The organism is Mycoplasmopsis gallopavonis (assembly GCF_900660635.1).
Lineage (GTDB): Bacteria > Bacillota_I > Bacilli_A > Mycoplasmatales > Metamycoplasmataceae > Mycoplasmopsis > Mycoplasmopsis gallopavonis.
The window spans coordinates 1-15,185 of sequence record NZ_LR215032.1; the positions used below are offsets into that span (position 1 = coordinate 1).

General features: G+C 28.6%; 14 protein-coding genes, 2 tRNA genes and 1 pseudogene. 12 read left to right on the plus strand and 5 right to left on the minus strand.

The features are described from left to right. The 9 genes and pseudogenes from EXC53_RS04205 to EXC53_RS02415 all read left to right on the plus strand — a co-directional run. Positions 1-374: hypothetical protein (locus tag EXC53_RS04205; RefSeq protein ID WP_165261011.1), on the plus strand; the 374-nt coding region annotated here is incomplete at its 5' end. Next, positions 257-649, plus strand: a complete 393-nt coding sequence (locus tag EXC53_RS02380; protein WP_129724667.1) for a hypothetical protein — start codon at positions 257-259, stop codon at positions 647-649. The genes EXC53_RS04205 and EXC53_RS02380, both read left to right, overlap by 118 nt. A 45-nt stretch (positions 650-694) precedes the next feature. Then, positions 695-1,752 (plus strand): annotated as a pseudogene (locus tag EXC53_RS02385) (ABC transporter permease). Beyond that, entirely contained in the window at positions 1,752-2,786 is a 1,035-nt protein-coding gene (locus EXC53_RS02390) for an ABC transporter permease (protein ID WP_119572029.1), read from the plus strand. The pseudogene EXC53_RS02385 and the gene EXC53_RS02390 overlap by 1 nt, the downstream one beginning before the upstream one ends. Before the next feature lie 14 nt (positions 2,787-2,800). Beyond that, positions 2,801-4,081 carry an ABC transporter ATP-binding protein gene (locus EXC53_RS02395; protein WP_119572028.1) on the plus strand — a complete coding sequence of 427 codons (1,281 nt, stop codon included), beginning with the start codon at positions 2,801-2,803 and terminating at the stop codon, positions 4,079-4,081. A 3-nt stretch (positions 4,082-4,084) separates the two neighbouring features. Further along, a complete protein-coding gene (locus EXC53_RS02400) occupies positions 4,085-5,416 on the plus strand; it encodes an ABC transporter ATP-binding protein (RefSeq protein ID WP_119572027.1) in 1,332 nt (443 codons plus the stop codon). A 31-nt stretch (positions 5,417-5,447) separates the two neighbouring features. Continuing rightward, complete coding sequence (locus EXC53_RS02405; protein WP_129724669.1) at positions 5,448-6,722, plus strand: IS3 family transposase; 1,275 nt, start codon at positions 5,448-5,450, stop codon at positions 6,720-6,722. 246 nt (positions 6,723-6,968) lie between these two features. Continuing rightward, positions 6,969-8,756 carry an ANIS5 family metal-binding protein gene (locus tag EXC53_RS02410; protein ID WP_119572328.1) on the plus strand — a complete coding sequence of 596 codons (1,788 nt, stop codon included), beginning with the start codon at positions 6,969-6,971 and terminating at the stop codon, positions 8,754-8,756. Between the two features lie 94 nt (positions 8,757-8,850). Beyond that, entirely contained in the window at positions 8,851-9,513 is a 663-nt protein-coding gene (locus tag EXC53_RS02415; RefSeq protein WP_119572327.1) for a winged helix-turn-helix domain-containing protein, read from the plus strand. A gap of 47 nt (positions 9,514-9,560) precedes the next feature. Here the strand turns inward: EXC53_RS02415 and EXC53_RS02420 are convergent, their stop codons facing one another. Then, entirely contained in the window at positions 9,561-10,775 is a 1,215-nt protein-coding gene (locus tag EXC53_RS02420) for an IS3 family transposase (RefSeq protein WP_129724671.1), read from the minus strand. Positions 10,776-10,941: 166 nt separating this feature from the next. Between EXC53_RS02420 and EXC53_RS02425 the strand changes: the two genes are divergently transcribed. The 3 genes from EXC53_RS02425 (at position 10,942) to EXC53_RS02435 (ending at position 12,004) form a co-directional block, all read left to right on the plus strand. After that, positions 10,942-11,016: transfer RNA gene (locus EXC53_RS02425), tRNA-Cys, on the plus strand. Between the two features lie 11 nt (positions 11,017-11,027). Continuing rightward, positions 11,028-11,104: transfer RNA gene (locus EXC53_RS02430), tRNA-Arg, on the plus strand. A gap of 60 nt (positions 11,105-11,164) precedes the next feature. Further along, positions 11,165-12,004 (plus strand): DUF5378 family protein, encoded by an 840-nt coding sequence (locus tag EXC53_RS02435; RefSeq protein WP_220472932.1) that lies wholly within the window; start codon positions 11,165-11,167, stop codon positions 12,002-12,004. Positions 12,005-12,085: 81 nt separating this feature from the next. Here the strand turns inward: EXC53_RS02435 and rpmE are convergent, their stop codons facing one another. The 4 genes from rpmE to EXC53_RS02455 all read right to left on the minus strand — a co-directional run bounded on the left by rpmE (position 12,086) and on the right by EXC53_RS02455 (position 15,184). Then, complete coding sequence (gene rpmE, locus EXC53_RS02440) at positions 12,086-12,295, minus strand: 50S ribosomal protein L31 (RefSeq protein WP_119572340.1); 210 nt, start codon at positions 12,293-12,295, stop codon at positions 12,086-12,088. A gap of 25 nt (positions 12,296-12,320) precedes the next feature. After that, entirely contained in the window at positions 12,321-12,920 is a 600-nt protein-coding gene (gene rpsD, locus EXC53_RS02445; protein ID WP_119572341.1) for a 30S ribosomal protein S4, read from the minus strand. 241 nt (positions 12,921-13,161) lie between these two features. Continuing rightward, a complete protein-coding gene (locus EXC53_RS02450; protein ID WP_129724537.1) occupies positions 13,162-14,436 on the minus strand; it encodes an IS3 family transposase in 1,275 nt (424 codons plus the stop codon). Between the two features lie 43 nt (positions 14,437-14,479). Then, complete coding sequence (locus tag EXC53_RS02455) at positions 14,480-15,184, minus strand: pseudouridine synthase (protein ID WP_119571877.1); 705 nt, start codon at positions 15,182-15,184, stop codon at positions 14,480-14,482. Between the last annotated feature and the right edge of the window lies 1 nt (position 15,185).

Consider the following 15,185-nt stretch of genomic DNA (forward strand, 5'->3'; position numbering starts at 1 on the left):
TACAAACTATAATTAATTCAGATCAAACAATTCGTGCAGAATTTGACAAAATTAAAGCTTCACAAAGCAAGACAGATATTAGTAAATTTGCTGATAAATATTCAGAAGAATTTGATCAAGATATCCAAAATCAAACAGATTTTGCTGATAAAAAACTTTATACAAAAGCTTTAATTAAAGACTTAATTCAATATTTATTAGTTAATAATACAAATATTCACTTACAAAATTACGTCATGCAGCAGTTTATTGAATTGTGGCTAAATACACACCAGCTGAAATTGCGAAAATCACAATCAAAACTCGAACAAGATTACATGAAGAACCTATTACAACAAATACAAATAAAACTCTTGATCTTTGAACAAAATTAATTGAATTATCATTCCAAAGAAATGATGAAAAATCACAAAATTATTCAGATCGTTTAAACGCTTTCTTCTCTGGAAACTTTACCGATCAAGAACTTGCAAAGGGATGAACACAAGATTATGTTTATGGATTAATTGCTTCATTTGAAAAAGTTGTTAGAGATGCTTCGTTTGTTGTGCCACTTATGGAAGTTGATACCAACTGAGAAGTTTCAAAAATTAGCTGGAATTTCATCAGTTTATACATTTGATTTACAATACGCTTATGACGTAACTAAACCGCCAAGACCAGGATTACCAAGAACACCATCAGGAGGACATTAATGGACACTCAAACAAATCCACAATTAAAATCAAATGCTGTCCTTAGTGATAATAAAGTTATTTTCACTAGTTCAAGAAATAAAAACTTAAATTTATTTCAAAAATTAACAGCTATTGACTCACCACTTTTAAAAGCTTTTTGAAAAGTTTTTAAAATTATTTTTGAGTTTTTAATTATTGGTTTTATTGTTATTACAATTACTTTCTTCTTAATTAATGCTGTCCCTGGTTCTAACTCATTAGTTTCAAGTGCTAAAGATGCCAATATTCGCGCTGCAATTGAAGCAAAATATGGATTGAATTTACCTTTAATTGAAAGATATCTTCACTACTTTAAAAACTTACTTTCAGGTGATTTTGGAATTTCCCTTTCTCTTTTCCCTGGTCAAGAAATTAACACTTTTATTTGAACTAGATTTTACAAATCATTTCTTGTTGGAATTTTTAGTGTGTTTTTAACAGTTACTATTGGAATTTCGCTTGGAATTTGAGTGGGTAAAAATCCTGGTGGAATTGTTGATAATGTTTCAACAGTTCTTGTAAGTATCTTTTCTTCAATTCCATCAATTATTTTGCTTTGGTCTTAATTTTCATTGGTCGGATCATTGGTTTACCTTACTTATTTGATGCAAATGATTTTAGTACTTACATTTTACCGGGAATTGCTTTATCGTTAGGAAGCATTATTGTGTATATTAAATATATTAGAACTGAATTAAATCGTGAACTTAATTCAGTTCATGCTAAATTTGCTTATTTAAAAGGATTAACAAAAAGTCGTTTTGTTTGAAAACACGCCTTAAAACCTGCTCTTTTCCCAATTGCAACCTTTTTCCCAGCGGTTATTTTTGGATCATTTATCGGAAGTATTTTTATTGAACAAATCTTCTTTATTCCAGGTTCAGGGGCAACTTTATTACAAGCAATTCAAACCAAAGACTATAATGTAATTCTTTTCTTAATTATCATCTTTGCTATGCTTACAATTCTTTCATACGCAACTCGTGATATTCTTTATGAAGCAATTGATCCAAGAGTTAGAAGGAGAGGAAAATAATGAAAAACCTTCTTAACAAATTCAATCAAGCTTTAAAAAATAAAGCTGAAAAAATTCGTCAGCAAGACTTTTATAGTGATCAAAAACACGATCCTACTGCACCAAATGCAATTACACAACCATTTAATCATCAAGCATGAAAAATTATTGGAAATACCTTTAAATATAATGAAGGAATGCATCTTGGTAAAGAATCAAACCTTTTTAAAGAATTTATTTATCGTTTTTCAAATAACTTTGGTGGTGTTTTTGGTTTCTTAATTTTAGTTGCAATTATTATTGCTGCCTTAATCATTCCATTTACTACACTTTCTCCAAACATTTCAAATGTTATGGATAAAAACTTGCAAGTTGGACAAACAGATTCTAAAGGTATTTACCATATCTTAGGAACAGATGATGTTGGTCGTGACTTTTGAGCAAGACTTTGATGAGGTTTAAGATATTCACTTGCACTTTCACTTGTAATTACTTTTATCGAAGTTATTATTGGTTTAACAATTGGAATTATGATGGGACAATTTGAGCTTTTTGATAAAATTATGACTTTCTTAATTAAAATCATTTCAGTTGTGCCAAGTATTATTATCTTAATCTTACTTACCATTATTTTAAGCCCAAGTTTCTGAGTTGTTGTCTTTTCACTTTCACTTACAGGTTGAGTTGGAATGGCTAACCAAATTAGAGCACAAGTTAAGCGTGCAAAACACCTTGAATGAGTTGCTGCTTCGAGAGTTTTAGGGACACCAACTTACAAAATTTTGAAAAACTATATTCCAGTTATTCTTCCAATTTTAATTACTCAATTAGTTTTCACAATTCCAGGTGTTATTCTTTCAGAAACATCACTTGCATTCATTGGACTTGCAATTGATGATGTTCCAACTCTTGGAAACTTAATTTCACAAGGTCAAAAGATCTTCCCAACATATTTAAGATACGTCTTTATTCCATCATCATTCTTAATTGCAATTACAGCTAGTGTGCAATTAATTGGTGCAAGTGTACAAGATGCACTTAGAAGACAAAGATAAAAGGAGGTTAAGCAATGTTAGATAAAACATTAAATAAAATCAAAAATAAGTCATTTTTGATTGTTAAAAACTTTAAACAATCAACACTTAACTTCTTTAATTTTAAGAAAAGACGTGAAGCCGTTTTTGATTGAGAAGATTTTTACAAGAATGTCCAATACAAAACATTTAATGATGGAACTAAATTAAAAATAGCTGCTGAGATCAAAGATATTCATTTATCATTTACTAACCCAGCTCGTCCAGGTGAGAAAAACAAAGTTCTTAGAGGACCAAGCATTCAAATTTATGAAGGGAAAGTGCATGCTATTATCGGTGAATCAGGAAGTGGAAAAAGTGTTATCACTTCTTTACTTTATGGTTTAACAGGAGATAATGCTGTTATTGATAGCGGTGAAATTAAACTTTACAACAATAATGTTGAAGAGTTTAGCTTAAAAGATTGAGAGCGTTCAAGATATCGTGGTAAAGTAGTTTCTGCTGTTTTCCAAAACCCAATGTCTACTTTAAATCCAACAATGAAAGTTGGTGAGCAAATTATGGAAGGGATGTTAATTAACAAAGTTGTTAAAAACAGAAAAGAAGCTTATGCTCGGGCAATTGAGTTTTTAAAACTTACTAAAATTAATGATCCTGAAGCAGTTATGAAACTTTATCCACATGAAATGTCAGGTGGAATGATCCAACGTGTGGTTATTGCTGCAATTGTTGCTCTTGAACCAAAAGTGCTAGTTATGGATGAACCAACAACAGCACTTGATCCAACTGTTCAAGCTCTTGTTTTAGATGTTATTAAAGATCTACAAGAAAAACTTCATTTATCTATTGTTTTCATTACTCACGACCTTGGAGTGGTAGCTTCAATTAGTGATTACATTTCAATTATGTACGCTGGTCAAATCATTGAAGAAGGAACAGCTCGTGAGATTCTAGAATTTCCACAACATCCTTACACTTGAGGTTTAATTTTAAGTATGCCTGATTTAAACTTAGGTACAAGATTGAAAACAATTCGTGGAAGCGTGCCAGCTAGCTTAAATAATATTGTCGGAGATGCTTTTGCTCCAAGAAATGATTACGCTCTTGGGATTGATTTTGAACAAGAACCAAGCTTTTACTATGTTTCAGAAACACATAGAGTAAAAAGTGCTTTACTTGATGTTAACGCACCAAGTTATGAACCACCAAAAGTTATTGCTTCATTATGAAAGGACTACGCTTTAAAAAATAATTTACATGAAGTTGTCGCAACTCATGCAGATAACGGAACAAGTAAAGTTATTTATAAAGCTTAATTTATGAATCAAAAAGAACAATCAATTTATGTTGAAACTAAACGTACTATTTTTGGTGAAAAACAATATTACAGATATTTAACACCAGGAACAGAAGAAATGTTATTGCCAAAACATGGTGAAAACATTTTAGTTAAATTAAGAAATGTGGATATTACTTATGGTTCTGGTTCAAAAGCTTTTAAAGCTGTTTCTGACTTTTGTTTAAATATCTATCAAGGTGAAGTTTTAGGTCTTGTAGGTGAATCAGGAAGTGGAAAAAGTACCATTGGTAAAACTTTAGTTGGTCTTGTTCCTTATAGTTTTGGTGAAATCCAGTTATTAGATAAAACTTTACCTAAAAAACTTAAACGAGGATTTAAATTTGGTAAAGCTTTAAAAGAATATAAAGCAATTGAAAACTTTATGGTTAATAAAGTGCAAATGATTTTCCAAGATCCAGCTAACTCATTAAACCCTCACATTAATGTTGAAAAAGTTGTATCCGAAGGACTTGATAACACAAAAAATGCTAAGGAAATTTATCTTTATAACTTTGATCAAGAAGTTGAAAAAGAATTAAAGAAACTTTTACCAGAAGCTCAGTATCCGCAGTTTTATGGTGAGTTTGCAAAAAAACTTTCTGCTGATATTGCTCAAAATGAAAATGTTGCATATCAAGCACTTTACGAAAGATTTTTAGATGAACTTGCATCAATTCAAAATCAAGCTGCGTTAGAATATCTTTCTAAGCAAAAACAAGAACGTGACAAGTTAAATAAATTATCTGAAAAAGAATGTAAAAGAATTTTAGTTGTAGATATGCTTAAAAGTGTTGGTCTTGATGAAAGTGTTCTAAAGCGTTATCCACTAGAATTTAGTGGAGGACAACAACAAAGAATCGGAATTTCTCGTTCAGTTGTGCTTCGTCCACAACTTCTTGTTGCTGACGAACCAATTTCCGCTCTTGACGTTTCAATTCAAGCCCAAGTTGTTAACATCTTTAACGAACTAAAAGAAAAATATAACTTAACAATTCTTTTTATTGCTCACGACCTTCGGATGGTTGAATATATTTCAGATAGAATTGCTGTTATGAATAAGGGAAGACTTTTAGAAGTTGGAAAAACAGAAGAAATTATGAAGCGTTCTTTACACCCTTATACAAAGAGCTTGCTTGATGCAGTGCCATCTATTCATGGAACCAAAGGTTCTTTAATTGGGTATGTTTATAATCCAGCAATGCACGGATATAATGAAGACAAGCAACCAATTTGAAATAAAATTAATGATGATCATTATGTTTTAGGAACTCCGGAAGAAATAAAAGAGTGAAAACAAGAATTTTGAAAATAAAAAGCACGCAAGTTAAACTAGGACACGAAATATGGACACAACCATATTTCGTGTTTTTATATATTTAGGAGGTATTATGAGACAATTAAAGGCACATGAATGATTAGAACTATTCGGTAGTTATGAAGATTACAAAAATAATTTGATATCAAAAAATGATTTTGAACTTAAATATTATTCAATCAGAGGTTTTAGTTTTTTTGATAGAAAATTCAATGAGGCTAAAAAATATTTTGTCTTCAAGTATAACAGATATAATTTAGGAATGATAAATATAGAATCGCAAACAGGTAAATCATCTAAAAAAGGTAAAGGGTCAGGTAGACCAAAAAGGCAAAAAATTACTCCTATTGAAATTGTAAAAAAGGAATGAGAAAAAATGCCTAAGGAACAATTGATTGAAATTTTAGAAATTTATAAAGACTCTTTTGATAGAAATAATATTGAAGTTGATATTTCTAAAATTAAGAAATCTTCACTTTCTACAAGAAAATTGGGCCTATGCTTTAATAAATCTAAGTCAACAATTCACAATCTAAAAACTAAAGAGCAGCAAACAAGAAAAAAATCTGTAAATACTAAATATGATGAATTAATAATTAAGTCATTTAAGAAAAATAAGGGTTTGTTTGGTAGAAAAAGATTGGAAAGTTATATTAGAACAAAATTCCAAATAGATCTAAATTATAGGACTATTGGTAGAGCGATGAGAAGATTAAACTTATTTTGTTTAATCAGAAGAAAGAAAATAGATAGAGAACAAAAGAACACAAACGTAAAATTTATAGATCTTGTTAATCGTGATTATCACGGAGAGACAAACCAAATAATTGCCACTGATGTTACTTATATTTCTGCACCAAAAGATTGCTTAAACAATTTTGTATTTTTATTTGTTGCGATTGATCACAAAAGCAAATTTGTTGTTAATTATAATCTTTCAAAAAGAAATGATTTAGAACTAGTAATGGAACATATGTCTAAAATCAAAATGGATAAAAAATGAATAGCTCATTCTGATCATGGTTTCCAATATTCTTCAAAAACTTATGTAGATTTAATTCAGAAAAACAATGGTGTTGTATCAATGGGTAGAGTAGGAAATTCTTTAGATAATAGAGAAGCAGAATATTTCTTTTCAATTTTAAAATCAGAATGTTTAAAATTAATCGATATTACAAAAATAAATTTTAATGAATTAAAATCACTGATTGATGATTTTGTGTTTTGATACAACAACGAAAGAATTCAATCAGTATTAAATTGAAAAACACCTCAAGAGTGTTGAGGTGTTTTAGTAAATTAAACTTTTTGTCCACTTTTCGTGTCCCAGTTTAAGTGCTTTTTGTTTTTGCTTTTTCTCTTTTTTAGTATGGAAATTTTTTTATTTTTTTATTCAAAAAATTATCTTTTTTCTAAAAATGCAAATTTTAAGCTTTATTTGCATTTTTTTAAAATTTTTGCTTTTTAATTGTTGTCCTCGCAATTTTGAGAATTGTAAAATATGGTAAAATTATCTCAATCAAATATAAAAAACATTAAGGAGACACAAATGACTAAAAAGTTAAAATTTTTACTTTTGTCAGCTTCAGCGACTTCAATAGCTCCATTCGCTTTAGTTGTATCATGTAAGGATACAACTAAATCAGAAGCACCAAAAGATCCAAAACCAAAAGAAGAAAATCCTAAATCTGAACCAACAAATCCAGAAACAAACCCAAATCCTAACAACACTGGCGACACAAATAATGATTCTTCTTCAAATAATAACGGAAATGATAATTCTACAACTACACCAGAACAACCAAGTAGTGAACAAGGTGGTTCTACAACTACAACAAACCCATCAGATAACGGGAATGCTACTTCTACCGAAACAAATGAAGAAACTACACCTGCAAATTTTGATGAAACAAATTCAAATGCTCTTTTATCAAAAGTAGAAACTTTAATTTCTAATTTTAATGAAATTGAGTTTACAAATTACTCACAACCTTTATCAACAGCTTTAAATTCATATAAAGCAGTTTTAGCAAACGCTGACTCAACAGCTGCTCAAAAACAAGAAGCTTATAATGCTTTATCACAAACTTACAAAAGACAAAGTCAAGGATACAACAAAACTAATATCCTTAACTCAATTCGTGAAAAAGTAAAATACATTCAAGAACAATATATTAAAACAAGTTGATTTACTAACCCTATTTCAGCACCAGCTCTTGAACTTCTTTTATCAGTTGTTATTAGAGAAACAGATAAAGCAGCTGAAGCTTCTGAGGTTCTTAAAAGAGTTTTAGTAGTATATAACCAATATCTTACAGAACAAGATAAATTAGATGCTTATATTGATTTAATTAAAGTAAGAACGGCAGCTTGAACTCTACTCAAACGTTTTGATGCAATAAAAGGCGAAAATAACCTTCAAAGTCAATTTAATGAATTTAAAGAAGAATATAACTCTCACATTGCAACATTAAAATATAATACAAGAGGATATGTTAGTTCTTATACTAACTTAGTTTTATTCACAAATACAAAAGAAGAAATTCAAGAAAATGCTGAATTTATTAAAAAATTTGTCAATAAATGAGCTCTTGAAGTATCTAAATATTTCATTAAAAACATCATTGTACTTGCTAAATCTAATTCTTCAAGTAGAGGTAATTACTTTACACAAAAATTCTATGCACCTTATTTTGAAGCGATAAAAAAAGTGGGACAAGCACAAGTTAGTGAAAATCCGACAAACGAAGAAGCATTTAACATTTTTAATTCATTTATATTAGCAGAAGATATAAAAACAAATATTGAGAATAAATTCTTGTATCTTGTTAAACAAAAAAATAATTCATTTAATTTATGAAAAGAAGGTGATCAAGAAAAAGTTATCTTAGAAACTACTTCTAGTTCATCAAGACCAATTTCTTTAAATTCAAAAGCAGCACCTTTACCGATAGCTTATGAATCTGTCGAAAACTTCAAAGTTTATAATAAAATTGTTGAATTAAGAAATCTTGTTATCAAAACTTTCTTCACATTACAAAAAGATGCAATAAGTGGAATTTCTGCATATGTAATGAAAGATTTTGGAAGTTCTGCAACAAAAGTAAATGTTTCTCAATTACTCAATAGTATTGATTTCGCAATTCAAGCAGGTATGGTTACAGAAGATGTTTATGATTTCTTATATGGAGAAGGTCAAGATCAATTCTTTGCTAATATTCCTCTTTCTAGAACACCTCTTGTTCTTCAATACTACTCATACACAAAAATTAAACATGTTATGGATGAAACTTCTTCATCAAGTACAAGACCATCAGCTGGTTCAAATGAGGTTTAATAGAAAATTAATTTTTCTTTAAACCAAACATTTTCGCAAATTCTTGCACTTTGTGGAAATTTATAAATAATTAAATAAGGTTTATAATTAAAATATGCAGAAAAAAAATAAGACAACTCAAATAATTGAGTATTTAATGGATTTAATCCAATCAGGAAGAATTCCGGTTAACAAAATCATGCCTTCTGAACATCAACTTATGCATAAATTTGATTGTTCAAGAAATGTTGTTGTATCAGCTTACCAAAAGTTAGAATCTTTAGGTGCTGCATATTCAATTTCAAAGCGTGGACATTTTGTTGCCGAAAACTTCCATAACTTAATTAAGCCAGTTAGTTTTCTTTTTGAATCTGATCGGCAAGTGGGTGATGAAGTACTAGACCCAGTCACTCTCCCTGAATGAACAACAAAGAAGAGAATCATCTTTATTGATGGATTTCGTACTTTTAGAAAAAAATACTATAAAAATCAAGAATTAATCGCAGAATCAGAAATTTATTTATCATTAAAAAATGTAGATTTATACGAACCGGTTGATATTAGCAAACCGATTGTTGATATTCTGCTTGCTAAAAATGAATTAACTAATGTTGTTTATGAAGTAACATTAGTAGAAAAAGAAATGTTCGGATATAATCTTGTTCCTGTTATTCGATTCTTTGGATATGATATTGATAGTATTTCAATTGCTGGAATGTTTTACATTCATCCCAAACATTTTAAATTTTATCATCAAGAATTTTCGCTTACAAGTTAAGCAAAAATCTTCTAAAAATAGCCTTTTTTAAACTAGGACAGAAAAAATTAACAATTTATCAAATTGGATAGCCCCATACTATATTCGTATGGGGTTTTTCAATTTAGACATGATTGAATTCTAAATTTGTTGTATCAATTAACATAATTAGATATTACTTTTTCTAGTTCACTCAAAGTCATAGCTTTGATATTTAAATCTCTAATTAATTCAGTTTTTAAATTTGAAAATCAATATTCCACAACTCTATTATCTAAACTGTTTCCCACTTTTGAAAGTGAAATTATTCCACCTTTATTTTGAATAAAACGAGAAAAATCATCAGATGTATAAGTTGAGCAATGATCTGAATGTAGTATAAAACTTTTTTCAAAATCAACATTTTCAAATGTTTTGTAAATTAATTTTGAATCATTAAATTTGGAAAGAGAAAAACTAATTATTTCTTTAGTTTTATGTTTAATCACTACTGAAAGATAAACATTATTGTTTATCGCATCTTTTGTCGCTGGGAGATATGTTACATCAGTAGCATATATATTTCTGTTATATACATCGTTATAATCTCTATTCACAATGTTTTCTTTTATGATAGATGTGTTCTTTACTTCTTTTAATTTTTTTCTTTTTCTGATATTGCAAAATAAACCTAAGGCATTCATATATCTTCCTAGAGTTCTTTCGTTTATGTCTATTTTATAGTGCTTTAAGATAAAATATTTTAATTTTTGTCTACCATATTTAGATCTATTTTGTTTAAATGAATCAATAATCAAGTCTTGGTACTTTATTTTTCTGGATTTATTTTTAGGAGCAAAATTATTTCTTTTATGTTTGGATATTGTTTGTCTACAAAGATACAACAAAATAGCAAGTTTATACGAAGCCATATTAATATTTGATGCCTCTTGAACTTTCTCTGTTTTAAATTTATCTTTTGTAATTTCTCTATATCTTTTTGCAATTTCAATTAAATCTTCTCGTGTAAAAATGTCTCAATTTATATCTTGTTCTTTCACTTTTCTTGACCTACCACTTCCAGGCTTTCTTGGTTTTTTATTCATATTACAATTATAATGTTTTAATATTCCTCGTAATCTTGCTTTCACATATTTATCTTTTGCTTTTGCACCATATTTATACATAAGTTCAATTGCATACTTTTTGCCTAATTGAAAAAATGTATTATAAATTTCTTTTTCTTGTTCTTCTGTAAAATGTTTACCCATTTTTTCTCCTTTAAAAATATAAAAAATGAACATTCGAAGGAATGTTAATTTTTATTGTCCTAGTTTATTTTGTAAAATTTAGTTGAAGTTGATTAATTTTTAGTTCTAAGAACTGAGTTATAAAAACTTAAAGAGTTAAAGATAATTAATTTTTTTCTTGCTTTTCTAAAAAAAATAATTATAATAATTAAGCACATATGGCACCATAGCCAAACGGCCAAGGCATGGGTCTGCAAAACCTTGATTACGGGTTCGAATCCCGTTGGTGCCTCCATTTTAATCTATGCGCCCGTAGCTCAACTGGACAGAGTGTTAGGTTACGGCCCTAAAGGTTGCGGGTTCGACTCCTGCCGGGCGCGCCATTTAATGTTAAAACATTACCGACAAGCTAGAAATAGCTTGTTTTTTGTTATAATTTGTCTATGTTATTAAGTTTATATTTTACATTGTTAGCGATATTGATAACAATTGGATGTTTACTTATTAATAAATATTTTCAAAAATATTTAGATAAGTATTGGATTCGAATTGTTGTTGCTATTTTTTTCTTAGTGTATTTAATTGTTTTCAGATTTTGAGGAAATTGAATGCAACTCGGAGATTTATTCAAACATCGAACACCGGAGAATTGACAAGGAACTTATAACGAATATTACAGTTACGTTCTTGGTAAGTCACTATTTTTAGATCTTTGTCCATTTTTCACTTTTGCATTGCTTTTCACTATGATTTTTGATAAAACTAAGTACGCTAGTTTTGTTATTAGTCCGTTTTGTATTTTTGCATCAATTCTAGTTATTCCGTTTGTACCGATGACAGAGAAGGGAGCTACATTTTCATTTAAATATATTTTCATTGGAAGTGATGTTTTCAGACTTTATTACTTTATGCATCTTTTCTTATTAGTTTTTGGGGTTTTAGCTTACAAAAACTATTCATTAAAAGGAAAAAAATTATTAAATGTTTGATTAGATTTACAATTGGTGGCAATTATTTTCTTTAGCTATGTGATTATTATGTCATATGCTCTTGATATCGATCAAAATACAACTGGTATTTCACGAAAAGATTGAGAAAAAGGTGGTTCATTTTACGCAATTCACAAGAACCTCAAAGTTCCTCACCCATTTGAAGCGGTTATTTTCTATCTTCTTAGTTATTTAGTTATTAATTCACTTTTATTAATTAAATACTACATTAATAATTATTCTTTCAAAGAGTGAGTCAAATTCAAATTGAAAAGAAATCAACAATTAGCATAATTTGGTGCTAATTGTTTTTCTTTATTTTTTAGTCAAAAAAGAAAATAAAAAAACAGGATTAACCTGTTTTTCTGAGCATTATTATTTTGCCATTTTTTCAAGACGTTTGTTGAATTTATCAATTCTACCTGTTGCTTTAACTTGTGAACGGTTTCCTGTGTAAACAGGGTGACATCCTGAACAAACATCAACTGTAAAGCTTTTTCTTGCTGATTTAAAATTAAATTCTTTTCCACATGTTGAACATTTAACATTAACTTCAAAGTATTGAGGATGAATATCTTTTTTCATAATTTTTCTCCTTTTTCTTTAGTTACTATTTTGAGTAGAACTCAACGATTAATGCATCTTTGATTTCTGTATGCATTTCGTTTCTTTCTGGTAATCTATCGAATGTAACTTTGAAATCTTTTCTTGTTAATCATGCAGCTACTTGTTTGTTTTCAAGAGCATCTTTGATTTGTACATTGTTTCTTGAAGCTTCTTTAAGTTCAATTACATCGTTAACTGAAACTAACATTGATGGAATATTTGCTTTTTTACCATTTAAAGTAAAGTGTCCGTGGTTTACTAATTGACGAGCTTGTCTTCTTGTTTGAGCAAATCCAGCTCTGTAAACAACATTATCTAAACGTGATTCAAGTAATTGTAATAAGTTTGTACCTGTAACACCTTTAATTTTAATAGCTTTTTCAAATGCTTTACGTAATTGTTTTTCACTTACACCAAACATGTATTTAACTTTTTGTTTTTCGTATAAGTGAAGTCCGTAATCAGAAAGTTTAACTCTCTTGTTTCCGTGTTGACCTGGTGCGTATGTTCTTTTTCTTCCTTTAGAAAATTCTTTTCCTGTTTCAAGAATAGAAAAACCATAACGACGAGATTTTTTAAATACTGGTCCTGTATATCTTGACATATGTAATTTCCTCTTTCTGCATAATATAGAGGGTTTATTTCTAATTGGGTAAGTTTAACTTAATGTTTTCGGTTAAGCAGCTAACTTACTTGCAAATTGACAAAGCAAGTTAAATTCAAACCAATCATAATAAACTGCTGTTTTATGCTTTATAATTTTAACATTTTATTTTTTTAAGTTGATATTTTAGTATAAAAAAATAAGCCTATATAAACTGGGACACGAAAAGTGGACAAAAAGTTTAATTTACTAAAACACCTCAACACTCTTGAGGTGTTTTTCAATTTAATACTGATTGAATTCTTTCGTTGTTGTATCAAAACACAAAATCATCAATCAGTGATTTTAATTCATTAAAAGTTATTTTTGTAATATCGATTAATTTTAAACATTCTGATTTTAAAATTGAAAAGAAATATTCTGCTTCTCTATTATCTAAAGAATTTCCTACTCTACCCATTGATACAACACCATTGTTTTTCTGAATTAAATCTACATAAGTTTTTGAAGAATATTGGAAACCATGATCAGAATGAGCTATTCATTTTTTATCCATTTTGATTTTAGACATATGTTCCATTACTAGTTCTAAATCATTTCTTTTTGAAAGATTATAATTAACAACAAATTTGCTTTTGTGATCAATCGCAACAGATAAAAATACAAAATTGTTTAAGCAATCTTTTGGTGCAGAAATATAAGTAACATCAGTGGCAATTATTTGGTTTGTCTCTCCGTGATAATCACGATTAACAAGATCTATAAATTTTACGTTTGTGTTCTTTTGTTCTCTATCTATTTTCTTTCTTCTGATTAAACAAAATAAGTTTAATCTTCTCATCGCTCTACCAATAGTCCTATAATTTAGATCTATTTGGAATTTTGTTCTAATATAACTTTCCAATCTTTTTCTACCAAACAAACCCTTATTTTTCTTAAATGACTTAATTATTAATTCATCATATTTAGTATTTACAGATTTTTTTCTTGTTTGCTGCTCTTTAGTTTTTAGATTGTGAATTGTTGACTTAGATTTATTAAAGCATAGGCCCAATTTTCTTGTAGAAAGTGAAGATTTCTTAATTTTAGAAATATCAACTTCAATATTATTTCTATCAAAAGAGTCTTTATAAATTTCTAAAATTTCAATCAATTGTTCCTTAGGCATTTTTTCTCATTCCTTTTTTACAATTTCAATAGGAGTAATTTTTTGCCTTTTTGGTCTACCTGACCCTTTACCTTTTTTAGATGATTTACCTGTTTGCGATTCTATATTTATCATTCCTAAATTATATCTGTTATACTTGAAGACAAAATATTTTTTAGCCTCATTGAATTTTCTATCAAAAAAACTAAAACCTCTGATTGAATAATATTTAAGTTCAAAATCATTTTTTGATATCAAATTATTTTTGTAATCTTCATAACTACCGAATAGTTCTAATCATTCATGTGCCTTTAATTGTCTCATAATACCTCCTAAATATATAAAAACACGAAATATGGTTGTGTCCATATTTCGTGTCCCAGTTTAATATTTTAGGCTTAAAGGATTTTTTTTAATCTTTTGTAAGTAATTTTAAAGTTTTTAATTCCTTCATATTCAGCTGACGATATTCACCAACTGGAATTCCTTTGACGGTTAAACCAGCAAATTCAACTCTTTTTAAATTAATTACTTCCTTATCGATTGCATTAAATAATAATTTAACATGATGGTAAGTTCCGACGCTTAAAATTACAAAATAACTTTTTGGTGCACCTTCAATTGGAATAACTGTTTGACTACTAAATGTTTTGTTAATTAAAACTGGTTTATTTAACTTAGCGAGTTCTTGTTTTGTTAGTGGTTGATTAATTCGAGCACGGTAAACTCTTAAAATTTTATATTTAGGGTGAATTAATTTATTAGCAAGTTCGCCATCATTTGTTAGTAGTAATACACCAGTTGTATCGTAGTCAAGTCTTCCGACAGGAAAAATTTTATAAGGAGTATCAATTAAATCGGTTACTTTAGTTCGGTTAAAATTATCTTTTAAAGTACAAATTGTTTTAGGTGGCTTATTTAAAATGAAATAAACTTTTTTCTCTTCTTGAATTTTTTGTCCGTTTACACGAATGTCATCTTTGAAGGTTGCTTTTTGTCCTAATGTTGCAACTTGTCCATTGACTGTAACTTTTCCTTGATTAATTAATTCTTCAGCTTCTCGTCTTGAAGCGATTCCTGCTTTTGAAAGCAGTTTTTGCAATCTTTCTTGTTCCATT